Origin of the sequence: Phaeobacter sp. CAU 1743, assembly GCF_039839315.1 — a bacterium.
Taxonomy (GTDB): Bacteria; Pseudomonadota; Alphaproteobacteria; order Rhodobacterales; family Rhodobacteraceae; genus Phycobacter; species Phycobacter gallaeciensis_A.
Genome location: NZ_JBDOQR010000007.1, coordinates 38,608 through 61,883 on the forward strand (window position 1 = coordinate 38,608; position 23,276 = coordinate 61,883).

Sequence of the window (23,276 nt, forward strand, 5' to 3'; positions counted from 1 at the left end):
TATTTATGAGGTCTAATAATATACACAAAGCAACCATTCGGGAAGCCCCTCATGACGATCTGGACACCGCAGGACGACGGCTTTGCCGATCTCAGCAGCCACGACACCTTTGCCAATGGCGCGCCGCACAACACCTTTGCCCGGTTGCGCCGCGACGATCCCCTGCACTGGACGGAATACGCAGGTGGTGAAAACTACTGGTCCGTCACCCGCTATGAGGACATCACCGCGATGAACAAGAACACCGAGGTGTTCTCCTCGGCGCGCGGTATCCGGATGGAGGATCAGTCCTACGAGGAATACCTTGCCCGGCGCACCTTTCAGGAGACTGATCCGCCGGAGCATTCCAAGGTGCGCATGAAGCTGATCAAGGCCTTCTCCAAGACCACCATGGCGCAATACGAAGAGGATATTCGCACGCTCTGTGCCGAGATCCTGGATCAGGCGCTGGCGAAGGGCACATTTGACGCCACCAAGGAAATTGCCCGGCAATTGCCAATGCGGATGCTGGGGCGCGTCGTGGGCCTGCCGGAGGAAGACCTGCCTTGGCTGGTGGAAAAGGGCGATGCGCTGATTGCCAATACGGACCCGGATTTCACCACGCATGTGCTGGACAAGATGGACACGGATGAATTCCGCATGATGCCGTTTAACTCTCCGGCGGGGGCGGAACTCTATGTCTATGCCAAGGAGCTGATGGAGGCGAAGGCGAAGAAGGGCGATACCTCTGGCGTTTTGAACCTGATCCTGGAACCGGCCAAGGATGGCTCCACCATCACCGAGACCGAGTTCCGCAATTTCTTCTGCCTGCTTGTTGCAGCAGGCAACGATACCACGCGCTATTCGATTGCGGCTGGCATTCAGGCCATGTGCCATCAACCCGAGCTGCTGGCGCAGATGCAGGCGGGCGGCGCGGTGTGGGAGACGGCGGCAGATGAGATCATTCGCTGGGCCACGCCCGCGCTCTACTTCCGCCGCACCGCGACGCGCGACGTTGAGATGCACGGCAAGACGATCCGCGCAGGCGACAAGGTGCTCTACTGGTTCATCTCGGCCAACCGCGACGAAAGCTATTTCGGTGATCCCTTCCGCGTCGACCTGATGCGCAGCCCCAACCGGCATGTGTCCTTTGGGCAGTTCGGCCCGCATGTCTGTCTTGGCATGTGGTTGGCCCGGCTGGAGGTCACGGTGCTGTTTCAGGAGTTGGCCAAGCGGATTTCGCATATCGAGGCGGCGGGGCCGCATAAATTCCTGCGCTCCAACTTTGTCGGCGGCATCAAGGAATTGCCGGTGCGGGTTAAGGCGGCATAGGCTGGGATAAACCTTTGGTCCGGGGCAAAGGCCCGGACAGCGCCCGACCTCCCGCACGGGAGGGCGCTTACGCACCCACCCGAGGTCGGCCGCTGTCCTCTGGTGGTTGGGTGAAATGATATGGGCATAACGGCACGCAAAAGATGCCGCAGCCCGTCCAACAGGAAGGACCTTGAGCTATGAAGACCCGCCTGCGCGCGATGTTCTGCGATCACCTCAGCATCATGCGGGGAAAATACCTCCCCAATTCCAAGATCGGTGACGATGCCACGCGGTTCTGCCGCTCGGTCTTTGGCACCCATTACGACAAGGACCTGCTGGATGCGCCCGGCTCCATGGTGAAACAGGGCCTGCCGGATATGGAGCTGAAATGGCTGCACGATGATATCCGCGACAGCTGGCATGCCTCGACCAAGGTGGTGCTGGGTGACCTCTACGACGATGCGGGGGAGCCGCTCTCCCTTTGCCCGCGTGGGGCGCTGAAACGGGCGGTAGCGGCCTGGTCCGCCAAGGGGCTGCAGCCCAAGGTCGGGATCGAGCTGGAAGCCTTTGCCCTGCAGGCCGATGAGAACGGCCGTCTGATGCCATACGATGCGCCGGGTGGCGTGGTCTATGGCACCGGCCCTTTTGCTGACCCCTTGCGGTTCAACGACCGGATCTGGGCGATGGCGGATGAGATGGGCTTTAGCCTGGATATGATCACCGCCGAGTTCGACAGTCCCCAGTTTGAATACACGCTGACCTTTGATGATGCGGTGAAGGCAGTGGACGATATCGTGCTGTTCCGCCTGATGGCGCGGGAGATCGCGCTGGAATACGGCATCGTGCTGACCTTCATGCCCAAACCCATCGCCGAGGCGGGCGGATCGGGCATGCATATCAACTATTCCTTCGTGGACGAGGCGGGCGGCAATGCTCTGTCCTCCGGCCCACGCGGCGGCCCCGAGCACATGAACGATCTGGCGCGCGGTTGCCTCGCTGGTGTGCTGCACCACCACAAGGGACTGGCCGGTCTGATTGCACCGACCGCGAACAGTTACATGCGGCTGCAGCCGGGGAGCCTTTCGGGTTACTGGCAGAACTGGGGCGGCGATCACCGCAACGTCACCACGCGGATCAGCTCCGAAGGCGGCGCCAAGGCGCGGCTGGAACACCGGATGGCCGATGCTTCGGCCAATCCCTATACGGCGGTGGCGGCGGTGCTGCAGGCCTCCCTTCTGGGGGTCGAGAAGGGTTACTCCCTGCCACCGATGGAAACCGGCGACGGTTTTGACCGCACCGATGCGCGCGAGGGCACGGCGATCGACCTGAAAGGCGCGGTGACGGATCTGGAGCGCGACACGGTTCTGGCAAAGGCAGTCGGGGAGGAACTGGTGGCAAACCACGTCTTCATGAAACGCAAGGAAGTGCGCAAGACCCGCGATCTGGAAGGCGACGGGATGCGCGATTTCTATGTGCATTTTGTCTGATTGCGGCAGGCGGGACCGAGTGGGGGAGAGATGACAGTGAAAGTGACCTGGAAATTGCCGGATGGCACAGAGATCACCGGTGCGGCGGAAAACGGGCAGAACCTGATGCAGGCCGCGTTGGCTCATGATGTGCCGGGGATCATCGGTGAATGCGGCGGCACACTCAGCTGCGCCACCTGCCATGTCTATGTGGATCCGGCCTGGTCCGACAAATGCGGCGCGCCCGAGGATTTCGAGGACGCGATGCTGGATATGGCCGAGGAACGGCGCGACAGCTCCCGCCTCAGCTGCCAGATCGAGGCGCATCCAGATCTGGACGGGCTGGTGCTGATCGTGCCCGAAGAGTAACGCGCCCGGCGAAACAGCGGTGCCCTCGCGCACCTGCTCTTGTTTTTGGTCCGGGCGCTGCGCAGGCTGCGCCAGACCAACAACGGGACGAGGGCAAGCGCGTGGCGGAGACAGGGCAGAGGGCAGACGATTTGGAATTGCAGCCCGATGTCGTGGCGGCCAATTGTCTTGGCGTTCTGGTGCCGCAATCACGCTTCCTCAATGAAAAGCGCATCGCCCGGATCAACGCGGCCCGCTATGAGGGGCAGGAGATTGCCGGTGCGCTGCATGTGATCGAAAAGGGCGACCGGGTGCTGGAAATCGGCGCCGGGATCGGCGTCGTCGGTGGCGTGATGGCGCGCCACAGTGGGGCAGAGCGTATTCTATCGTTCGAGGCCAACCCGCAGCTGATCCCGGTGGTTCGCGCGCTCCATGCGATGAACGGGCTGGAAGAACGGATCGAGGTGCGAAACGAAGTGCTGGTGACGGCGCCCGATGCGCCGGAGGCGATGGAATTCCATGTGCGCAGCAGCTACCTCGGCTCTTCCCTGCTGAACCCGGAGGGACGTCCGTCGGATCTGGTCCGGGTGCCGACGCGGTCCTTTGCAGAGATTTGCGCCGAGCTGAAACCCAATATTCTGATCATGGATATTGAGGGAGGCGAGCTGGAACTGCTGCGCCACATGGATCTGTCGGGTTTCCGGGGCGTGGTGCTGGAATTTCACCCCGAGGCTTATGGCATCGGCGGCATGCGGGAATGCAAGAACGTACTGCGGGATGCCGGATTTACCCGCATCGCGGAGAAGTCGACCCGCATCGTCTGGACCTGTCTGCGGATGGAGGCAAAGGTCGAGGGCGATGGGGCCTCTGTAGCGGAAACCACCTGAACTCTCGAAATAAAGTGCGTTGGCTGTACTGCGGTGCCGCGCCGCGTCAGCGGCGCCACCGAGAGATGCGGGCCCGAAGCGAAGGCTTCGGGCCCGCCATGGTATCTGGTGGCCTGTGCCGGGCTCATGGCCCGGCACAGGCGCCCGCGCACGAATGCAGAGCAGAGCGCAGATCAGCTGGCGGCAGCAAGGCCCGCATCAAGGGCCGAAAGGATGGTGCTGACATCGGCGGTCTCCAGCACCAGCGGCGGCGACAGGATGATATTTGGGCCAGAGACCCGCACCATGGCGCCCGATTGATAGGCAACCTCCTGCACCATGCCGATGGTCTTCTTGTCGATCGGGGTCTTGCTGACGTGATCGCCAACCAGTTCCAGCGCGCACATCAGCCCGTGGCCACCACGCACATCACCGATGAGTCCGTATTTGTCCTTCAGCGCCAGAAGACCCTCGTGCAGTTCCGCGCCGCGCGCTGCAGCGTTTTCCGGCACGTTCAGACGCTTGGTTTCCGCAAGACATGCCAGCGCCGCCGCCGCCCCCACCGGGTGGCCGGAGTAGGTGTAGCCGTGGCCAATGGCGGCCTTGCCGCTCTCGTCGCTCTCAAATACCTCGACCACCGCATCGGCGATCATCACCGCGCCAAAGGGGAAATACCCATTGGTGATCGCCTTGGCGGTGCACATCAGGTCGGGCTGCACCCCCCAGTGACGCGATCCGGTCCAGGATCCCGTGCGGCCAAAGGCGGTGATCACCTCATCCGCGATCAATAGGATCCCGTGTTTCGAGCAGATCTGCCGCACGCCGGGCATGAAGCTTTCATGCGGCGGGATCACCCCGCCGGCGCCCAGGATTGGCTCCATGATGAAGGCGGCGATGGTGCCTGCGCCCTGAAAGGCGATTTCATCCTCCAGCGCCTGCAGGCAGAGCTGAGCCAGACGCTCGGGATCACTCTCATTGAAGGGGTTGCGATAGGTATAGGGCGCCGGGATGTGGTGGCAGCCGGGTAGAAGCGGTTCGTACTGGGTGCGGAAATTCGCGTTTCCGTTGACCGACGCGCCGCCCATATGGGTGCCGTGATAGCCCTTCTTGAGGCTGAGGAACTTGGTGCGCCCCTCCTGCCCACGGATCTTGTGGTACTGGCGCGCCAGCCGCAGGGCGGTTTCCACCGAATCCGAGCCGCCCGAGGTGAAGAACGCGCGGCTTAGGCCGTCGGGGGCAAAGAAGTCCTTCAACTCCTCGGCGAGCTGGATCACCTGATCATTGGTGGTGCCCCGGAAGGTGGAGTAATAGGGCAGGACATCCAGCTGCGCGGCGATGGCATCCTTCACCGGCTGGCAGGAGAACCCGAGGTTCACGTTCCAGAGGCCCCCGACTGCATCCACGACCTCGTGCCCGTCAACATCGGTGATCGAAACGCCCCGGGCGCCGGTCACGATGGTGGGGGGATTGGCAAGGCTGTCGGCCGGATGCGCCATCGGATGCCAGAGCGATTTGGCATTATGTTCTTTGAGGAAATTGGAATCTTTCATGGAACGAGCTCCTGATTGCGGGGCCATCCGGCGGCGCCGGTGGGGGAAAGGCGGAAAAACGGGATCATATGCGGCATCATGCGGCGGCCTCTTGGGGGTAGTCGGCCGGGGCGGCGCCGCCGATACGATGGGTCAGGGTCTGACCGGCGCGGTGCAGGGCGGCGGGGATCAGAACGGCTTGTTCCGGCGTCATGCGGGACACCGGCGCGGCCACGGCAAGGGCGCCGATCACCTGACGGTCGGCGCCAAAGACCGGCACCGCATGGGAATGTACTTCGGCTTCGAAGCCGCCGACGGATTGCGCCATGCCGCTGCGGCGGACCTCTTCCAGCTGGCGGCGGATCGCCTCCGGGTCGGTCACGGTGGCGGCGGTGTGGCTGTGCAGCGGCCCGGACAGAACCGCATCGACGAACTCGGGATCGGCATAGGCCAGCACGGCCAGGCCGGAGGCAGTGCCGTGATAGGTCAGAACCTCGGCATCCTCCATCATCACCCGGGCCGCGTGGCGCGGCGAATAGGCGTGGCTGAGCGAGTTGAGCTGGGTGCCCTGCACCAGCGACAGATGGGTGGTTTCCCCGGTTTCCTCGCTCAGATCCTTCAACACCCGGCGCGAGACGGACAGGATCGGAACCGCGGCTTCGCGTAGGGCGGCGAGGCGCAGGACCTGCGGACCCAGCCGGTAGGACCGGTCGCCATCGGCCTGTTCGACAAAGCCTGATTCCTGCATTTCCCCCATCAGCCGATAGACCGTCGCCTTGTTCATGCCAGACAGGCGCGTGAGATCGCTGAGGCCGATCTCGGTGCGGCCGTGGTTGAAATATGTCAGCAATGACAAGGCTTTGGAGACTGTACCCATGTGGTTCGGCGATCCCGTGAATGCTGTGTGATCAGGCAAAGTCCAGGAATTTCCGCCTCTGCCTTTCAAATTTGTTGACAGATAACCGGGGAGGCTGTCAATCTAAATTCAAACCAACGGTTCGAATAATGAACCACCATGACCCAACAGAGTCCAACTGACAGCAACCGGGAGACTTGCAATGAAACTGACCACCATCGTCAAAGGCGCAGCGGCGGCCACCGCCCTTGGCCTCAGCGCCGCCTCTGCGCAGGCCGAGTATCCGGAAAAGCCGGTGAACTTTATCGTGCCTTGGCCTCCGGGCGATCTGGAAGACGTGCTGACCCGGATGATCGCCGAAGATTTCCAGAACGAATACGGCGTCGCGGCGGCGGTGGTGAACAAGCCCGGCGGTGGCGGTGGACCCTTCCCCGGTGCGATCGAGGTCGCCAATGCGCCCGCTGATGGTTACACCATCGGCTCCTTCGTGATCGGCGTGCCGGTTGTTGGCCACCAGATCGACATCCCGCCGCTGACCCCGGCCAAGTTCGACCCGCTGGGCATCTTCCTGACCTATCCCTTTGTCATCGCGACCTCGGGTGATGCGCCCTATTCCTCGATGGAGGAACTGGCAGCATACGCCAAGGAAAACGACGTGGCGCTGGGCCATTTCGGCGACGTGCTGACCCCGACCCAAGTGACCAAGGCCTTTGCCAAGAACGCCGGTTTCGAATGGGGCTCTGACGCGGCCTTTGACGCGCTGGATTGCAACACCCTGGCCTCGGGCGATGCGGATGTGATCAACACCACGCTGCAGCTGATCCTGCCCTGCCTTGATGACGTGAAGGTGCTGGTCTCGATCACCGATGAACGCATTCCGCTGGTGCCCGATGCGCCTGCGATCGGCGAGCTGGACGACAGCCTCAACATCGCGCTGTGGAACGGTCTCTTCGTGACCAAGGACACACCGCAGGACGTGCGCGACAAGATCATCGCGGTGGCCGAGAAAACCGTGATGAGCGAACGCGCCCAGAACGTGGCCAAGGAAACCGGCGCGCTGATCTACTGGCAGAACGCCGAGGACAGCGCTGCCCGTGTGGCCGCTGACATCGACACAATGGCGCGGATCGGTTCGATCCTCGAATAACCCATCCTCCCGGATCGGGGCGCCTCGCGGGCGCCCCGGACCCTTGTTTCCTGCGCGACAGAAGTTCCCCTCCATGACGACAGAACGCGAACGCCGTTTCCCCGGACCCCGGCGCGGACAGCTGGTTTTTGCCCTTGGGTTTCTTGGGCTTTCCGTGCTGCTGCTGGTGCTGATTGGTGATCAGACCGCTTGGGTGAAAAAGACCAAACTCTTTGCCCAACCCCGGTTCTGGCCCGGCGTGGCCCTAGGCGGCATGGTTCTGATGGGGGGCTTGCATCTCTACCGGCTGCCCTGGCGGCGCACGACGCGTTTCGACCTGAACGAGGCCCGGCGCTGGGGGCAGGCGGTGGAATACGTCGCCTGGTTCATGGCCTACGTGCTGCTGGTGCCGCTTGTGGGCTATCTGCCGGTGACGCTGGTCTTCGTTCCGCTGCTGACCTGGCGCATGGGCTATCGCAGTCGCCTGATGCTGTGGACCAGCGCTGGTTTCGCCCTTGCCGTGGTGCTGGTGTTCAAGGGGCTGCTGTCGGTGAAGATCCCCGGCGCGCTGCTCTATGAATATCTGCCGGGGTCCCTGCGCAGTTTTGCCATCCTCTACCTCTAAGCCTCCAGTTTAACGGGATCCCCGATGGACCTTATTCTTTCTGCAATCGAGATCCTGATGCGCTGGGACGTGGCGCTGGCGCTGCTGGCCGGGTCGGTGGGCGGCGTGCTGATCGGTGCCATCCCCGGCGTCGGTCCGGCGGTTGCGATTGCCATCCTGCTGCCCGCGACATTCTCGATGGATCCCATCGTGGGGCTGACCGTGCTGCTCGGCATCTACGGCTCCTCCATGTACGGCGGCGCCATTCCGGCGATCCTGATCAACACGCCCGGTACGGCGGTCAACGCGCTGACCACCTATGACGGCTACCCGATGACCGCGCGGGGAGAGCCGCGACGCGCGCTCAGCCTTGCCTATTCCGCCAGTTTCTTTGGTGGGGTCTTTTCGGTCATCTGTCTGATCCTTTTCGCGCCGGTGCTGGCCAAGGTGGCGCCGATGTTCGGCAGTCGCGAGATCTTCCTCGCCGCGCTGCTGGGCCTGTTGCTGGTGGTGGTGGCCCATCGCGGGCAGGCGCTAATCGCAGGGGCGCTCGCTTGCTTTGGCATTTTCCTCAACACCATCGGCATGGAGCCGGTGAAATACACCCAGCGATACACCTTCGGGCAGGATTTCCTAGGCGGTGGCATCAACCTGATCGTCGTGGTTCTGGGCCTCTTCGCGATCTCTCAGGCTTTTGTGTTGCTGACGGATGAGGACGAGAAGATCCGTCTGACACGCCTGCGCGGCGGCATGTTCCAGGGCCTGCGAGAGCTGTCGCGCCATCCCCGTGTGGCGTCAGTCTCTGCCGGGTTTGGCGTCCTGATGGGGATGATCCCCGGCGTCGGCGAATTCACTGCGCAGTTCATGTCCTACACCTATGCGCAGAAGACTTCCAAACGGCCGCAGGATTTCGGGCGCGGGTCGTCGGAAGGGCTGATCGCCGCCGAGACCGCCAACAATGCCGTGCCCGCCGCCGCCATGGTGCCGCTTCTGGCGCTTGGCATCCCGGGGGAGGCGCTGACGGCGATGATGCTGAGCGTCTTTTACGTCCATAACGTGGTGCCGGGACCGGGGCTGTTCCAGAACGACATGGATTTCGTGGTGGCGCTCTATCTGGCGCTGTTGATCCTCAACGTCCTGGTGCTGATCTTCCTGCTGTTTGCGACCCGCAGCCTGATCCAGGTCGTGAAGATCCCCAATCGCTTCCTTGGGGTCTGTATCCTGACGCTCAGCTTTGTCGGGGTCTATTCCCTGCGCAACTCTGCCACCGACTGCGTGATGGCGGCGGCATTTGGTCTGGTGGGCTATGTGTTGAAACGCCTGTCGCTGCCTGCGGTGCCGATCATCCTTGGCATGGTTCTGGGCGGCATCATGGAGGTGAAGCTGCGCGCGGCCATGGCGCGGGTCAAAACCCCCTTTGATTTCATCGACCGCCCGGTGGCGTTCATCCTGTTTTCCATCATCATACTGGTCCTTGTGATGCATACCGTCCGCATTCTGCGCGACCGCAAGGAGCTGAAGGAGGCCGAATGGCAGACCAAAACCTCATCAACGAACTTCGGCGGGCTGATGTGGCGCCGCAAAAACTCTTTCTTGAAGGATCGTGGCAAGCAGGTTCGGGCACGCCATGCGAAGTTACTTCGCCGATTGACGGATCTGTTCTGACCACACTCGAAGGCGCGTCAGCGGCGGATGTGGAGCGTGCGGTGGCTGCTGCCCGCGCCGCGTTTGAGGATGGCCGCTGGTCACGTCTGGCGCCCGCTGCGCGGAAAAAAGTGCTGCATAAGATCGCTGATCGGATCGAGGCGGAGGCGCTACCCCTTGCCGTTCTTGGCGTGCGCGACAATGGCACCGAAATGGGCATGGCGCTGAAGGCCGAGCCGGGATCGGCGGCGGGCACCTTCCGTTATTATGCGGAGGCGCTGGACAAGATCGCGGGAGAGGTCGCTCCCACCGCCCCCGATGTGCTGGGGCTGGTGCAGCGCGCACCGGTGGGCGTTGTCGGCGCCATCGTGCCGTGGAATTTCCCGCTGATGATCGGCGCCTGGAAACTGGCGCCTGCACTGGCGATGGGCAATTCGGTGGTCTTGAAACCCGCCGAGACCGCCTCGCTGTCGCTGTTGCGTCTGGCCGAGATCTGCGCTGAATGCGGCCTGCCGGATGGGGTGCTGAACGTGGTCACCGGCGCGGGCGCGGAAACCGGCGCGGCGCTGGCCGAATCCATGGGCGTCGATGTGCTGGCCTTTACCGGATCGGGCGGCACCGGGCGCAAACTGCTGGAGGCCTCGGCGCGCTCCAACCTCAAACGCTGCTATCTGGAGTTGGGCGGCAAATCCCCCAATATCGTCTTTGCCGATGCCCCCGATCTGCGCCACGCGGCCAAGGTTTCGGCGGCGGGAATCTTCCGCAATTCAGGGCAGGTCTGCGTGGCTGGGTCACGCCTTCTGGTCGAAGCCTCGGTGCATGATGAATTCGTCGCCATGCTGATCAACGAGGCCGAGGCGCTGCGGGTGGGCGATCCGCTGGATCTGGGCAATCACATCGGTGCGGTCAATTCCGAGGACCAGCTGCGGCGCAATCTGTCTTTCATGGATATGGCCCGCGCCGAGGGTGGTCAGGTGGTGACCGGCGGCAACCGGATCCTGCAGGAAAGCGGCGGCACCTATATGGCGCCCACCATCGTGACCCACGTTGCGCGGGACCATGCCCTGTTCCAGCGCGAGGTCTTTGGCCCGGTGCTGTCAGTGACCAAGTTCGAAACCGAGGAACAGGCGCTGGCGCTGGCCAATGGCACCGATTTCGGCCTGGCCGCAGGGGTCTGGACCGCCAACCTGTCTCGTGCCCATCGCATGGTCGCGGGCATCCGCGCGGGGGTGGTCCATGTGAACACCTATGGCGGCGCAGATAATACGGTGCCGTTGGGCGGGGTCGGGCAATCCGGCAATGGCCTCGACAAATCGCTGCATGCGCTCGACAAATACGTCGATCTGAAAACCGCCTGGATCCAGCTTTAACCGGAGGCAATGACACGATGCCCGATAAAACCATTCTGATCGCCGGGACCTATGACACCAAGGATGCCGAACTGGCCTATCTGGCGGATGTGATCCGGGGGCAGGGCGGCGTCGTCCTGACCATGGATGTCAGCGTCTTGGGCGATCCGAGCCAGCCCACCGACATCAGCAAGCATCAGGTGGCCGAGGCAGGCGGCAGCTCCATCCAGGCCGCCATCGACAGCGGCGATGAAAACACCGCCATGCAGATCATGGCGAGAGGCTCCGCAGCCAAGGCGCTGGAGCTCTATCGTGCCGGTTCCATCGACGGGGTGATCGTACTGGGCGGCACCATGGGCACAGATCTGGCGCTGGACCTCTGTGCGGCGCTGCCGCTGGGGGTGCCGAAATATATCGTCTCCACCGTGTCCTTTTCACCCTTGATGCCGCCGGAGCGTATCCCGGCCGATGTCCAGATGATCCTCTGGGCCGGGGGGCTGTATGGTCTGAACTCGGTTTGCAAAGCTTCGCTGAGCCAGGCGGCGGGCGCGGTTCTGGGCGCGGCCCGTGCGGTGGAGCCGCCAAAGCGGGAGCGGCCACTGATCGGCATGACCTCTTTTGGCAAGACAGTGCTGCGCTACATGGTGACGCTGAAACCGGCGCTTGAGGACCGAGGCTATGAGGTGGCCGTCTTCCACGCCACTGGCATGGGCGGGCGGGCGTTTGAAAGCCTCGCCAGCGAAGGCGCCTTTGCCGCGGTGATGGATTTCGCCCCGCAGGAAGTGACCAACCACCTGTTCGGCGGTCTGTCAGCAGGCGCGGACCGGATGACCAATGCAGGCACTTCGGGCACCCCGCAGTTGGTGGCGCCGGGCTGTTATGATCTGGTGGATTTTGTCGGCTGGCAGGAGACCCCGCCGCAGCTACAGGGGCGACCCAGCCATGCCCACAACCGGCTGCTGACCTCGGCGGTTCTGGACGCCGACGAGCGCCGCCTTGTCGCCCGCACCATCAGTGACAAGCTGCAAGGCGCCACCGCCCCGGTCGCGGTGCTGCTGCCCGAGCAGGGCTGCAACGAATGGGACCGCCCCGGCGGCGATCTGCACGATGCCGAGGGGTTGTCGGCCTTTTGCGATGAAATGCGCGCGGCCTGCCCGGGCAATGCGACGCTGCACGCGCTGGACTGTCATATCAACGACGCAGCCTTCGCTGAGAAGGCGCTTGAGATCTTCGACGGCTGGGTGGCTGAGGGACTGATTCCGCAGGGATAGAGGTCTGCGCGCCTGCCGGATCACCAAATCTTGAAAGCGTTACAGGGCGCCCGCGACAGTGGGCGCCCTTGTTGCGCGTTAGGGTGAATAGAATAGGTGTTCGATGTTTTGCTGCCGAAAATACTTCCTGCGCGCAATGATATTACTTGCCATGCGAAGGGACGCGGCCTAGTGTGCTGTCAAATTAGTGGAACAATGTTCCACATAGTGGAATATGGGTTGACAGTCAGACCGCTGGCCTGAATTCTGCGGCTCCGCAGATGACGCCGGGTTCTGGCAAGGGCGGCAAAGACCGGCCTTGGCGCGCGGAGGAGGGCGTGGCTAGATCCCGACAGGAACAGGGGGCGTGTGCAAAAGGCCAGAGGCCCGCAGCCCCGCCAAGGAGAGGAAAACACGGATGACGGATGCCATTGGATACGAACGCGTTGGGGATATTGCGGTCCTCAAGGCGCAGAACCCGCCGGTAAATGCGCTGGGCCTGGACGTGCGCCAGGGCCTGGTGGACGGGATCGAGCGGGCCGAATCGGAAGGCGCCAAGGCGGTGCTGATCTACGGTGAGGGCCGCACCTATTTCGCCGGCGCCGATATCCGCGAATTCGGCAAGCCGCCGCAGGGGCCGTTTCTGCCCGATGTCTGCACCCGCATCGAATCGTCGCCGCTCCTGGTGATTTCGGCGCTGCATGGCACCGCACTGGGCGGCGGTCTGGAAATCGCGCTTGGCTCGCACTATCGCATCGCCGTGCCTTCCGCGCGTATCGGTCTGCCGGAAGTGCTGATCGGCGTGATGCCGGGCGCCGGTGGCACCCAGCGTCTGCCGCGTCTGATTGGTATTGACGCCTCGGTTGACGTGATCACCTCGGGTCGTCAGGTCGGCGCCAAGGAAGCTTTGAGCCTCGGCATTCTGGACCGCGTCGAAGAGGGCGAGCCGCGCGAGATCGGCCTTGCCTATGCGCAGGAGCTGCTGGATCAGGGCGCCCCGCGCCGCGCCATCAGCGAAATGCCTGCGCCCGAATCCGTCGATTTCGATGCGCTTTATGACTCTGTGCTGAAAAAGGGCCGTGGCCTTCTGGCACCTGCGGTTGCGATCCGCGGCATTCAGGCCTGCTGCGAGCTGCCCTTTGACGAGGGCATGAAGCGTGAGCGGGAACTCTTCATGGAGCTGATGAGCACCGACCAGCGGCAGGGCATGATCCACGCCTTCTTCTCGGAACGCGCAGTCAGCAAGCTGCCGGAACTGAAAGGCGTTGAACCGCGCGCGCTGAACAGCCTCGGCGTTATCGGTGGCGGCACCATGGGGGCAGGCATCGCCACGGCAGCGCTGCTGGCCGGTCTGCCTGTCGTAATGCTGGAAATGACCGCCGAGGCCGCCGAAGCCGCCAAGGGCCGCATTTCGGGCAACCTTCAGGGCGCGCTGAAGCGCGGCAAGATCAGCCAGGAGAAATTCGACCACCTGACCGGTGAGGCGCTGACGCTGGCCACCGATTATGACGCGCTGAGCGATGTCGATCTGGTGATCGAGGCCGTCTTCGAAGAAATGGGCGTCAAGAAAGAGGTCTTTGGCAAGCTGGATGCCGTCTGCAAGAAAGGCGCGATCCTGGCCTCCAACACCTCCTATCTGGATGTGAACGAAATCGCCGCCAGCACCTCGCGCCCCGAGGATGTCATCGGGTTGCACTTCTTCTCTCCGGCGCATGTGATGAAACTCTTGGAGATCGTCGTTGCCGACAAGACGGCGCTGGATGTGGTTGCCACGGGTTTCGAACTGGGCAAGCGGCTCAAGAAAATCTCGGTCCGCGCCGGGGTCTGCGATGGTTTCATCGGCAACCGGATCCTGGCGACCTATCGCAAGGCGGCCGATCACATGGTGCTGGACGGTGCCTCTCCCTATCAGATCGACAAGGCGCTGACCGATTTCGGTTTCGCGATGGGACCCTTCGCGGTGGCGGATCTGGCGGGGCTCGACATCGGCTGGGCCGTGCGCAAGCGCAAGCGCGCCGAGGGCATGGACCCGCGCGAGCGTGACAGCAGCTACATGGACAAGATCTGTGAGGCGGGCAACTTTGGCCAGAAGACCGGCAAGGGCTATTACGTCTACGAGGCAGGCAAGCGCGGCGGCACCCCGAACCCCGAGGTGACCGAGTTGATCGAGGCCGAGCGCGCCGAGAAGGGCATCACCCCGAAAAAGTTCACGGACGAGCAGATCGTGACCCGCTACATGGCGGCCATGGTCAATGAGGCCGCCAAGGTGGTGGGCGAAGGTATCGCGCGCCGTCCGCTGGACGTCGATATGACGCTGCTCTTCGGCTACGGCTTCCCGCGCTATCGTGGCGGGCCGCTGAAATGGGCCGACATGCAGGGGCTGGATACGCTTCTGGCGAACATCAAATCCTACGCCGAAGAAGACGATTATTTCTGGCAGCCCGCGCCGCTGCTGGAGCAGTTGGTTGCCGAGGGGCGCACATTCGACGATCTGAACAAGGAAAACAGCTGATATGAAAGAAGTCGTTATCGTCTCTGCCGCCCGCACCGGGCTGGCCAAATCCTTTAGGGGATCCTTCAACATGACCCACGGCGCCACCATGGGCGGTGCCGCGGTCGAGGCCGCCATGGCCCGCGCCGGGATCGAAGGCGCCGAGATCGAGGATTGCATCATGGGCTGCGGCGCTCCCGAAGGGGAAACCGGCGCCAATATCGCCCGCCAGATCGCTCTGCGCGCCGGGCTGCCGGTCACCGCATCGGGCATGACCGTGAACCGCTTCTGCTCCTCCGGTCTGCAGACCATCGCCTTGGCGGCGCAGCAGATCATCTGCGAAGGCGCAGGCCCGATGGTGGCAGGCGGGGTGGAAAGCATCTCGATGGTGCAGCCGAAACTGCGCCCCGTGCAGGAAGACTGGCTGAAAGAGCACAAGCCCGCCGTCTATATGACCATGATCGAAACCGCCGATATCGTCGCGGAGCGTTACGGCATCAGCCGCGAAGATCAGGACGCCTATGGTCTGCGCAGCCAGCAGCGTATCGCTGCGGCGCAGGAAGCCGGTCTGTTCAAGGATGAGATCATTCCCGTCTCCACCACCATGGCGGTGAAGGACAAGGAAACCGGCGAGATCTCGATGAAGGACGTTGTCGTGGACCGCGACGAATGCAACCGTCCCTCGACCACGCTCGACGGTCTCGCTGGTCTGGCGCCAGTGCGCGGCGACGGCAACTTCATCACCGCAGGCAACGCCAGCCAATTGTCCGATGGCGCCGCTGCCGTGGTGCTGATGGAAGCCAAGGAGGCCGAGAAGCGTGGGCTTGAGGCTATGGGCGCCTTCAAAGGCTTCTGCGTTGCAGGCTGCGAGCCGGACGAGATGGGCATCGGCCCGGTCTTTGCCGTGCCGCGGCTGCTGGAACGCCACGGGCTGACGGTGGATGACATCGATATCTGGGAGCTGAACGAAGCCTTCGCGAGCCAGGCGCTCTACTGCCGCGACCGGTTGGGTATCGATGACGAGAAATGCAACGTCAACGGCGGCTCAATCGCCATCGGTCACCCCTTTGGCATGACCGGTGCCCGTATGACCGGCCACATCCTGCGCGAAGGCAAGCGCCGCGGCGCCAAGCTGGGCGTCGTCACCATGTGTGTCGGCGGCGGCATGGGCGCAGCGGGCCTGTTCGAAATCTACTGAACCGCAATCAAAGACCACGCGGCACCCGGCGGGCAGTCATCGCCCGCCGGATGTCGCCCGGCCCGATTGGATCGTGCCAAAGGGCCATGAGGAGAATGAAATGGATCTGAGTTACACCCCCGAAGAACAGGCCTTCCGCGAGGAGGTGCAGCGTTTTCTGGACGAGAAACTGCCCAAGGACATGTCGGATGCGGTCCGCGAGGGACGCAGCCTAGGCAAGGAAGGCCACGAACGCTGGCATGCCATTCTGAATGAACAGGGCTGGCTGGCGCCGAACTGGCCGCGCGAATTTGGCGGCTGCGAATGGAATGCCGTGCAGCGGCATATCTTCGAAGAGGAATGCTGCCGTGCCCATGCGCCGCGCATCGTGCCCTTTGGCCTGACCATGCTGGCGCCGGTGTTGCAGAAATTCGGATCCAAGGAACAGCAGGATTACTACCTGCCCAAGATCCTGAGCGGCGAACACTGGTGGTGCCAGGGCTATTCCGAGCCGGGCGCGGGTTCTGACCTTGCCAGCCTGAAAACCAAGGCGGTGCGCGAGGGCGACCACTATATCGTCAACGGCCAGAAGACCTGGACCACGCTGGGCCAGCACGCCAACTGGATCTTCTGCCTGGTGCGCACCGACCCCGATGCCAAGCAGCAGGAAGGCATTTCCTTCCTTCTGATCGATATGGACACGCCGGGCATCGAAGTGCGCCCGATCATCCTGCTGGACGGCACCCACGAGGTGAATGAAGTCTGGTTCACCGACGTGAAAGTGCCGGTGGAAAACCTGGTGGGCGAGGAAAACAAGGGCTGGACCTACGCCAAGTACCTCCTGACCCATGAACGTACCAATATCGCCGGTGTCGGCTTCAGCCAGGCCGGTCTGGATGCGGTGAAACGTCTGGCGCGCGTGCAGATGCACAAGGGCCGCCCGCTGATCGAAAACCCCTATTTCGCGGCCCGTATGGCGCAGGCGGAGATCGATCTGATGGCCATGTCCACCACCAACCTGCGCATCATCTCGGCTGCGGCCTCCGGTCAGGCGCCGGGTGTCGAAAGCTCGATGCTGAAGGTGAAGGGCACCGAAATCCGTCAGGAAATCAACGATATGGCGCGCCGCGCTGCGGGCGTTTACGCGATGCCCTTTGCCTCCGAAGCGGTGGAAGGCGGCAACGAACCGCCGGTCGGCCCCGAAGGTACGGCTGCCGTTGCTGCGCAGTATTTCAACAACCGCAAACTGTCGATCTTTGGCGGTTCCAACGAAATCCAGAAGAACATCATCGCAAAAGTGAAAATGGGAGGCCGGGCATGAACTTCGACCTGACCGAAGAGCGGCAGATGCTGCAGGACAGCCTGCGTCGCTTCCTGTCGGACCGCTACACGACATCCGTGCGCAACGACATCCTGGAAAGTGAGACCGGATTTTCCGCCGATATCTGGGGACAGCTGGCCGAACTGGGTGTCATCGGTGCGCTGTTTTCCGAGGAAGACGGCGGGTTTGGCGGCGCCGGTTTCGATATCTCCACCGTGTTCGAGGAACTGGGCCGTGCTGGCGTGGTTGAGCCGCTGCTGGACACCGCGCTGCTGGGCGGTGGTCTGATCGCGGCACTGGGCAATGACGATCAGAAGGCCCTCGTCGAAGAGGTGATCGGCGGCGGCGTGCAGCTGGCCTTTGCGCACGGCGAGCCGAACAGCCGCTACGAGTTGTCTCGGGTGGAAACCACGGCCAAGACCGAGGGCGATCAGATCGTTCTGAACGGGCGCAAGGCCGTCGTCGTCAACGCCGAGGCCGCCGATCACCTGGTGATCTCTGCCCGCGAAAGCGGCGCGGCGGATGCGACCGATGGGATCTCGCTGTTCCTGGTGCCCCGCGATGCCGAGGGCCTGTCGCTGCGCGGCTATGCGCTGCTGGCTGGCGGTCGCGCTGCCGAGGTCGAGCTCGATAACCTGCGCCTGCCTGCCTCTGCCCGTCTGGGCGATGCTGGCGCCGCATGGTCTGCCATGGCCGGGGTCTTTGCCCGCGCCGAGGTGGCGCTGGCTGCCGAAACCCTGGGCGCGATGGAAACCGCGACCGAGCTGACCCGCCAGTACCTGCTGACCCGCAGCCAGTTTGGCCGCCCGATCGGCACCTTCCAGGCGCTGCAGCACCGGGTGGCGGATCTGCTGATCGAGATCGAGCAGGCGCGCTCGGCGGTGATCAACGCGGCCGGCCATCTGGAAGGCGACACGCGGATGCGCGATCTCAACGTGGCGGCGGCGCGCAACCTGATTGGCCGTGCAGGTCGTCTGGTGGCCGAGGATTCGATCCAGCTGCACGGCGGTATCGCCATGACGCAGGAATACGAACTGGCCCATATCGCCAAACGGATCGTCATGGCGGAGCACCGCTTTGGTGATGCGGACACGCAGCTGGAGCGTTTTCTTGACCTCAGCGCCGCGTGATACCGGCGAGGTCCGCCTGATCGAGGAACCCGGTTGCCAGCAGATGGTTGGCTACCGGACCGAGGTCGATACCCGGGATGGCTCCTGCACCGTGACGCTGGAACTGGAGCCCCGGCATATGAACCGCCATGGCATCGTCCATGGCGGCATGGTGGCCACGGTTCTGGATGTAGTCTGCGGCAATACTGCAATGCAGTTCTTCGATCCGGACGGAAACGCGGACCTGGTCACCGTTTCGCTGAACCTCTCCTATGTGGGGTCGACGCGGACCGGGGCCATTACGGCCCGCGCCCGGCCTACGGGGGGCGGCAAAAGCATCGCCTATATCTATGGCGAATTGTTTGATGACACGGGCCGCCTGCTGGCCACGGCAAACGGAATTTTCAAGAGGATACGGAAATGACCCGACGTGCACGGATGGACGATCTTGGCGACCGCGCGGTTGTCGTGAATATGAACCCGGACCGCCGGGGCGCCCTGTCGCAGGATCTTCACGACGCCATTCAGGCGGCGCTGGATCTGGCGCAGGAGCCGCGCATCCGGGCCGTGCTGCTGACCTCGGAAGGCGGGTTTTTCTGCGCCGGGGGCGATCTCAACGTGCTGATAGAACGGCGCGGCCTCAGCGAGGACGAGCGCCGCGCCAAGGTGAACAACCTGCACGATCTGATCCGCGGCATCCGCGATTGCCCGGTGCCCGTGATCGCCGCCGTTGAGGGCGGCGCGGCCGGGGCGGGTCTGTCGCTGGCGCTGGCGGCAGATCTGATCGTGGCTTCTTATGGGGCGAAATTCACCGCCGCCTACGTCAAGGCGGGACTGGTGCCCGATGGCGGGCTGACCGCGGCGCTGGCGCGGATGCTGCCGCGTCCGCTGGCGATGGAAATGTGCCTTTTGGGGCGGCCGGTGACAGCCGGGCAAATGGCTGCGCTCGGCGCGGTCAATCAGGTGGTGGCGCCGCAGCGCGTTCTTGGCGCGGCGCACAGTCTGGCCGATGCGCTGGCCCAGGGCCCGCGCGCGGCGCAGGGCACCATCCGGCATCTGGTCTCCAGCGCCTATGAGGCGGCAGAAACTGCACAGCTTGATGCAGAATGCGCCGCCATGGCCCGTGCGGCTGGCGGCGAGGAGGCAGGCGAGGGCATCGCGGCCTTCCTGGAAAAACGCGCGCCGCAGTTCAGCGGCTAGGGTCCGGCCCGCACAGGGCCTTTTCCCACAGAACAACCGGCGCCGGATTTGGGAGGAGAGGGCAATGGAACGATGGCATGATTTACTGGCCGCGCAGGTGGCCGAGCGGCCTGAGGCTGCGGCCTTTTCCGACAGCGGCGGCACGGCCTGGAGCTATGCCGCGCTTTCGACAGCCGTAGACGCGGTGGCCGAGCATCTGCGGAAGGTTGGCGTGCAGCCGCGTGACCGGGTCATGGTCTTGTCGGAAAATTGCTGCGCGGCGGTGGCAGCGATGCTGGGCGCTTCGCGGATCGGGGCCATCGCGGTGCCGGTCAATGCAAGGATGAGCGCGGGGGAAGTGGACCGGATCCTGTCCCACGCGCGCCCGGCGGCGGTGCTGTGCACCTCCGCGATTTCCCCCGAGGCCGAAGCCCATGCTGCACGGCTTGAGGCACGCGAGATCCGTGGCGCCTTTGGCACTCTGCATCTGGCCTGCCCCTATGCCTCAAACCCCGATGCCCCGGAAGAGGTGGCGGTTCTTCTATATACCACCGGCACCACCGGCGCGCCAAAGGGGGTGATGCTGACCCATGCGAACCTTCTGTTTGGCGGCAAATCCTCGGCCGAGCTGCGCGATATGGGGCCGGGGGATGTGATCTATGGCGTGTTGCCGATGACCCATGTCTTTGGACTGGCCTCGGTGATGACGGCGGCGATCCTGTCCGGGGCCGAGGTCTGGCTGGAGGCGCGTTTCTCGGCGGCGAAACTCTATGAGGCGCTGCGCCTCGGCGTAACGCGCCTGGCGGCGGTGCCGCAGATGCACGCGCTGGTGATGCAATACGCCAAGGAACAGGGGCTGGAACGGCTTGGCAGCGAGGTCTTGCAGTACGTTTCCTCCGGGGCGGCGCCGCTGGATCCGGAATGGAAGCGCAAAGCGGAAGGGTTTTACGGGGTGGCCCTGCAGAATGGCTATGGAATGACCGAGACCACTGCCGGGGTCTGCGCCACCAAGAACAGCCAGCTGGGGGATCCTGACATTTCCACCGGTCCGCCGATGCCCGGGGTCGAGGTGCGCATCGATGAGAGCGTTCCGGGCGGTGGCGATGGGCTGGGAGAGGTTCTGGCGCGTGGGCCGAACATCATGCTGGGCTATTATCGCAACCCCGCGGAAACCGCCAAGGTGCTGGACGCAGAAGGCTGGATGCACACCGGTGACATGGGCCGTCTGGACGCCCGCGGGTTCCTGCATATCGAGGGGCGCTCGAAGGAGTTGATCATCCACGGTGGTTTCAATGTCTTCCCGCCCGAGGTGGAGGCGGCGCTGAATGCCCATCCGCAGGTGGTGCAATCCGCTGTGGTCGGGCGCAGGGTCAGCAGCGATGAAGAGGTTCTGGCCTTTGTGCAGGTGGTGCCGGGGGATGCGCCGGATCCGTCAGAACTGATGGCTTTCGTGCGTGGCCAGCTGGCCGGATACAAATGCCCGGCGCTGATCGTCCCGGTCGAAGCCTTGCCTGCGGCGCCGACGGGCAAGATCCTGAAGCACAAATTGCTGGAGACGTTTGCGGACCGTCTCGAAGAGGCGTGAACGGGGCGCTCCCGTCCCTGGACGGGCGGCTTGCGGGGCAGGCCTTGTGCGGGGTTGGGCGTGGCGCCGCTGCGCGGCGCAGGGAAAGATCTGCTGAGAGGCGTTTCAGGGGCAGGTCTGCCCTGAAAGCGCGACGTCCAGTGTTGGGCCAGGACAGAGCCGCCTCAAGGGTAAACCGCGCCTGTGGCGCGGCTGCAGGCGCAGCCCTTGACCCGCCGCTCTCCCTCAGATGCCGTCTCCGGTGGAGACGGCGGCAGGAGGGGAGGTTCCCTCAGGTCCAGGTGCCTTCGGCGGCGGCGCGGATGGCGCGGATGTTTTCGCCATAGACGCCCGGGTTATCGACCGAGCCGCCGCGGAAGACCGCGGAGCCGGCCACCAGCACATCGGCGCCGACCTTGGTCACCAGCGGCGCGGTGCTGGGATCAACACCGCCGTCGATTTCAATATGCACGGGACGGTCGCCGATCATCTGGCGCAGCGTCGCGATCTTGCCGGCCATGTCGATGAATTTCTGCCCCCCAAAGCCCGGATTTACCGTCATCACGCAGATCAGGTCGGTGAGGTCGAGAAGATGCGCCACAGCCTCGGCCGGGGTGCCGGGATTGAGTGCAACGCCTGCCTTCATGCCTGCCGCGCGAATGGCTTGCAGAGTGCGGTGAATATGCGGGCCTGCCTCGACATGGGCGGTCAGAACATCGGCGCCCGCATCGGCATAGGCGTCGATATAGGGATCCACCGGCGCGATCATCAAATGCACATCCATCACCGTTTTTACATGCGGGCGGAAGGCTTTGACCGCTGCGGGGCCAAAGGTGAGGTTCGGCACGAAATGCCCGTCCATCACGTCGACATGGACCCAGTCGGCGCCTTCGGCCTCGATGGCCTGAATTTCCTGCCCGAAGTTGGCGAAATCGGCGGAGAGGATGGAGGGGGCGATCTTAACACTGCGGTCAAAGGACATGGGAGGGGTTCCTGCATACTGGGGCGCTGGTGGAGGGTCTTCTGCGCATATAGACCGGCGCGGGCGCGGTTTACAGGGGGCAGTTTGTCCTTGCCCGCTATTTCCCCCCGTTGCCCTGTGGCCCGTGGCCCTTGGTGCGCTCTGTGACGCGAGCATGACGGTTTTAGCACCGCGGGGCAGTCCGCGTTACAAATAATTCACCGCGATTACACAAATGATTTGAGGAGCACCGTTAGGCAGTCCCGGAAACGAACGGGGGCCGATTGTGCTGCGCATAGAAAAACTCACCAAACGCTTTGGCGACAAGACCGCGGTGGATACCGCGACGCTGGACATCGACAAGCCGTGCATGATCGGCATCATTGGCCGGTCCGGTGCGGGCAAATCGACCCTGCTGCGCATGATCAACCGTTTGGGCGATGCCAGTGAAGGGCAGATCCTGTTCGAAGGGCGCGATGTGACCCGGCTGAAAGGGCGTGAGAAGCGCGCCTGGCAGTCGGACTGCGCGATGATCTTTCAGCAGTTCAACCTGGTGCCGCGCATGGATGTGGTGTCGAACGTGCTGCATGGCACGCTCAACCGCCGCTCGGCGCTGGCGACCATGTTCAACCTTTATCCGATGGAAGACATCCACCGGGCGATCGACATTCTGGACCGTCTGGGCATTGCCGAACACGCGGCCAAGCGGGCCGAGGCCTTGTCGGGCGGGCAGCAGCAGCGCGTCGCCATCGCCCGCGCCCTGATGCAGGACCCGAAGATCATCCTGGCGGATGAGCCCATTGCCTCGCTTGATCCGATGAATGCCCAGACCGTGATGGAGGCGCTGCGCCGCATCCACGAAGAAGACGGGCGCACCGTCATCGCCAACCTGCATACGCTCGATACCGCGCGCCGCTATTGCGATCGGGTGGTGGGCATGCGCGACGGGCGCATCGTCTTTGACGGGCTACCCGAGCAGCTGACCACCGGCGTTGCCCGCGAGATCTACGGCGCCGGCGCCAACTTCTCTGAAGCCGCCACATCCACCGAGATCGAAACGCTGACGCGTACCGATGGCCCCATCCGCGAGGCCGAGGCCGCCGCGCTCTGATCTTCACCCTCTTTCATCATCCCAAAGTCACA

General features: G+C 63.6%; 20 protein-coding genes. 17 read left to right on the forward strand and 3 right to left on the reverse strand.

The window, feature by feature from the left end:
* The first annotated feature begins 51 nt into the window (after positions 1-51).
* From AAFO90_RS04500 to AAFO90_RS04515, 4 genes are all read left to right on the forward strand, one after another.
* Entirely contained in the window at positions 52-1,311 is a 1,260-nt protein-coding gene (locus AAFO90_RS04500) for a cytochrome P450 (protein WP_347508642.1), read from the forward strand.
* 179 nt (positions 1,312-1,490) lie between these two features.
* Positions 1,491-2,780: a glutamine synthetase family protein gene (locus AAFO90_RS04505; RefSeq protein WP_347508643.1), complete on the forward strand. Its 1,290-nt coding sequence runs from the start codon at positions 1,491-1,493 to the stop codon at positions 2,778-2,780.
* Between the two features lie 30 nt (positions 2,781-2,810).
* Positions 2,811-3,128 carry a 2Fe-2S iron-sulfur cluster-binding protein gene (locus tag AAFO90_RS04510; RefSeq protein WP_347508644.1) on the forward strand — a complete coding sequence of 106 codons (318 nt, stop codon included), beginning with the start codon at positions 2,811-2,813 and terminating at the stop codon, positions 3,126-3,128.
* A gap of 131 nt (positions 3,129-3,259) precedes the next feature.
* Complete coding sequence (locus tag AAFO90_RS04515; RefSeq protein ID WP_347508645.1) at positions 3,260-3,994, forward strand: FkbM family methyltransferase; 735 nt, start codon at positions 3,260-3,262, stop codon at positions 3,992-3,994.
* 173 nt (positions 3,995-4,167) lie between these two features.
* On the opposite strand, the gene AAFO90_RS04520 is transcribed toward AAFO90_RS04515, so the two are convergent.
* Entirely contained in the window at positions 4,168-5,523 is a 1,356-nt protein-coding gene (locus AAFO90_RS04520; RefSeq protein ID WP_347508646.1) for an aspartate aminotransferase family protein, read from the reverse strand.
* Between the two features lie 76 nt (positions 5,524-5,599).
* Entirely contained in the window at positions 5,600-6,379 is a 780-nt protein-coding gene (locus AAFO90_RS04525; protein ID WP_274827636.1) for an IclR family transcriptional regulator, read from the reverse strand.
* Positions 6,380-6,560: 181 nt separating this feature from the next.
* Here AAFO90_RS04525 and AAFO90_RS04530 point away from each other — a divergent pair, with 181 nt between their 5' ends.
* From AAFO90_RS04530 to AAFO90_RS04585, 12 genes are all read left to right on the forward strand, one after another.
* The gene (locus tag AAFO90_RS04530; protein WP_347508647.1) at positions 6,561-7,505 is read left to right on the forward strand and encodes a tripartite tricarboxylate transporter substrate binding protein; all 945 of its coding nucleotides are present in this window, start codon (positions 6,561-6,563) and stop codon (positions 7,503-7,505) included.
* Between the two features lie 73 nt (positions 7,506-7,578).
* Positions 7,579-8,109, forward strand: a complete 531-nt coding sequence (locus tag AAFO90_RS04535; RefSeq protein ID WP_274831390.1) for a tripartite tricarboxylate transporter TctB family protein — start codon at positions 7,579-7,581, stop codon at positions 8,107-8,109.
* A gap of 24 nt (positions 8,110-8,133) precedes the next feature.
* A complete protein-coding gene (locus tag AAFO90_RS04540) occupies positions 8,134-9,753 on the forward strand; it encodes a tripartite tricarboxylate transporter permease (RefSeq protein ID WP_347508648.1) in 1,620 nt (539 codons plus the stop codon).
* The gene (locus AAFO90_RS04545) at positions 9,660-11,102 is read left to right on the forward strand and encodes an aldehyde dehydrogenase family protein (protein ID WP_347508695.1); all 1,443 of its coding nucleotides are present in this window, start codon (positions 9,660-9,662) and stop codon (positions 11,100-11,102) included. The genes AAFO90_RS04540 and AAFO90_RS04545 overlap by 94 nt, the downstream gene beginning before the upstream one ends.
* Positions 11,103-11,119: 17 nt before the next feature.
* A complete protein-coding gene (locus AAFO90_RS04550) occupies positions 11,120-12,352 on the forward strand; it encodes a Tm-1-like ATP-binding domain-containing protein (RefSeq protein ID WP_347508649.1) in 1,233 nt (410 codons plus the stop codon).
* A 397-nt stretch (positions 12,353-12,749) separates the two neighbouring features.
* A complete protein-coding gene (locus tag AAFO90_RS04555; RefSeq protein WP_347508650.1) occupies positions 12,750-14,843 on the forward strand; it encodes a 3-hydroxyacyl-CoA dehydrogenase NAD-binding domain-containing protein in 2,094 nt (697 codons plus the stop codon).
* Position 14,844: 1 nt separating this feature from the next.
* Complete coding sequence (locus AAFO90_RS04560) at positions 14,845-16,020, forward strand: acetyl-CoA C-acyltransferase (RefSeq protein WP_347508651.1); 1,176 nt, start codon at positions 14,845-14,847, stop codon at positions 16,018-16,020.
* A gap of 100 nt (positions 16,021-16,120) precedes the next feature.
* Entirely contained in the window at positions 16,121-17,320 is a 1,200-nt protein-coding gene (locus AAFO90_RS04565; RefSeq protein ID WP_347508652.1) for an acyl-CoA dehydrogenase family protein, read from the forward strand.
* Positions 17,317-18,450, forward strand: a complete 1,134-nt coding sequence (locus AAFO90_RS04570) for an acyl-CoA dehydrogenase (RefSeq protein WP_347508653.1) — start codon at positions 17,317-17,319, stop codon at positions 18,448-18,450. The genes AAFO90_RS04565 and AAFO90_RS04570 overlap by 4 nt, the downstream gene beginning before the upstream one ends.
* Entirely contained in the window at positions 18,431-18,853 is a 423-nt protein-coding gene (locus AAFO90_RS04575; protein WP_347508654.1) for a PaaI family thioesterase, read from the forward strand. Before AAFO90_RS04570 ends, AAFO90_RS04575 begins: the two co-directional genes overlap by 20 nt.
* The gene (locus AAFO90_RS04580; protein WP_347508655.1) at positions 18,850-19,629 is read left to right on the forward strand and encodes an enoyl-CoA hydratase family protein; all 780 of its coding nucleotides are present in this window, start codon (positions 18,850-18,852) and stop codon (positions 19,627-19,629) included. The genes AAFO90_RS04575 and AAFO90_RS04580 overlap by 4 nt, the downstream gene beginning before the upstream one ends.
* 64 nt (positions 19,630-19,693) lie before the next feature.
* Positions 19,694-21,193, forward strand: a complete 1,500-nt coding sequence (locus AAFO90_RS04585) for a class I adenylate-forming enzyme family protein (protein ID WP_347508656.1) — start codon at positions 19,694-19,696, stop codon at positions 21,191-21,193.
* A 271-nt stretch (positions 21,194-21,464) separates the two neighbouring features.
* On the opposite strand, the gene rpe is transcribed toward AAFO90_RS04585, so the two are convergent.
* The gene (rpe, locus tag AAFO90_RS04590) at positions 21,465-22,154 is read right to left on the reverse strand and encodes a ribulose-phosphate 3-epimerase (RefSeq protein ID WP_347508657.1); all 690 of its coding nucleotides are present in this window, start codon (positions 22,152-22,154) and stop codon (positions 21,465-21,467) included.
* 265 nt (positions 22,155-22,419) lie between these two features.
* On the opposite strand from rpe, the gene phnC reads away from it, so the two are divergent.
* Positions 22,420-23,244, forward strand: coding sequence for a phosphonate ABC transporter ATP-binding protein (gene phnC / locus AAFO90_RS04595; protein ID WP_347508658.1), 825 nt, complete (start codon positions 22,420-22,422; stop codon positions 23,242-23,244).
* Positions 23,245-23,276: the final 32 nt, after the last annotated feature.

What these genes read in the sequence shown, in the direction of transcription:
- AAFO90_RS04550 (WP_347508649.1), top strand. Translation starts at nt 11,120, where the DNA reads ATGCCCGATAAAACCATTCTGATCGCCGGGACCTATGACACCAAGGAT.
- AAFO90_RS04565 (WP_347508652.1), top strand. Translation starts at nt 16,121, where the DNA reads ATGGATCTGAGTTACACCCCCGAAGAACAGGCCTTCCGCGAGGAGGTG.
- AAFO90_RS04580 (WP_347508655.1), top strand. Translation starts at nt 18,850, where the DNA reads ATGACCCGACGTGCACGGATGGACGATCTTGGCGACCGCGCGGTTGTC.
- AAFO90_RS04505 (WP_347508643.1), top strand. Translation starts at nt 1,491, where the DNA reads ATGAAGACCCGCCTGCGCGCGATGTTCTGCGATCACCTCAGCATCATG.
- AAFO90_RS04520 (WP_347508646.1), bottom strand. Translation starts at nt 5,523, where the DNA reads ATGAAAGATTCCAATTTCCTCAAAGAACATAATGCCAAATCGCTCTGG.
- AAFO90_RS04530 (WP_347508647.1), top strand. Translation starts at nt 6,561, where the DNA reads ATGAAACTGACCACCATCGTCAAAGGCGCAGCGGCGGCCACCGCCCTT.
- AAFO90_RS04500 (WP_347508642.1), top strand. Translation starts at nt 52, where the DNA reads ATGACGATCTGGACACCGCAGGACGACGGCTTTGCCGATCTCAGCAGC.
- AAFO90_RS04560 (WP_347508651.1), top strand. Translation starts at nt 14,845, where the DNA reads ATGAAAGAAGTCGTTATCGTCTCTGCCGCCCGCACCGGGCTGGCCAAA.
- AAFO90_RS04535 (WP_274831390.1), top strand. Translation starts at nt 7,579, where the DNA reads ATGACGACAGAACGCGAACGCCGTTTCCCCGGACCCCGGCGCGGACAG.
- AAFO90_RS04510 (WP_347508644.1), top strand. Translation starts at nt 2,811, where the DNA reads ATGACAGTGAAAGTGACCTGGAAATTGCCGGATGGCACAGAGATCACC.
- AAFO90_RS04555 (WP_347508650.1), top strand. Translation starts at nt 12,750, where the DNA reads ATGACGGATGCCATTGGATACGAACGCGTTGGGGATATTGCGGTCCTC.
- AAFO90_RS04540 (WP_347508648.1), top strand. Translation starts at nt 8,134, where the DNA reads ATGGACCTTATTCTTTCTGCAATCGAGATCCTGATGCGCTGGGACGTG.
- AAFO90_RS04525 (WP_274827636.1), bottom strand. Translation starts at nt 6,379, where the DNA reads ATGGGTACAGTCTCCAAAGCCTTGTCATTGCTGACATATTTCAACCAC.
- rpe (WP_347508657.1), bottom strand. Translation starts at nt 22,154, where the DNA reads ATGTCCTTTGACCGCAGTGTTAAGATCGCCCCCTCCATCCTCTCCGCC.
- AAFO90_RS04585 (WP_347508656.1), top strand. Translation starts at nt 19,694, where the DNA reads ATGGAACGATGGCATGATTTACTGGCCGCGCAGGTGGCCGAGCGGCCT.
- AAFO90_RS04570 (WP_347508653.1), top strand. Translation starts at nt 17,317, where the DNA reads ATGAACTTCGACCTGACCGAAGAGCGGCAGATGCTGCAGGACAGCCTG.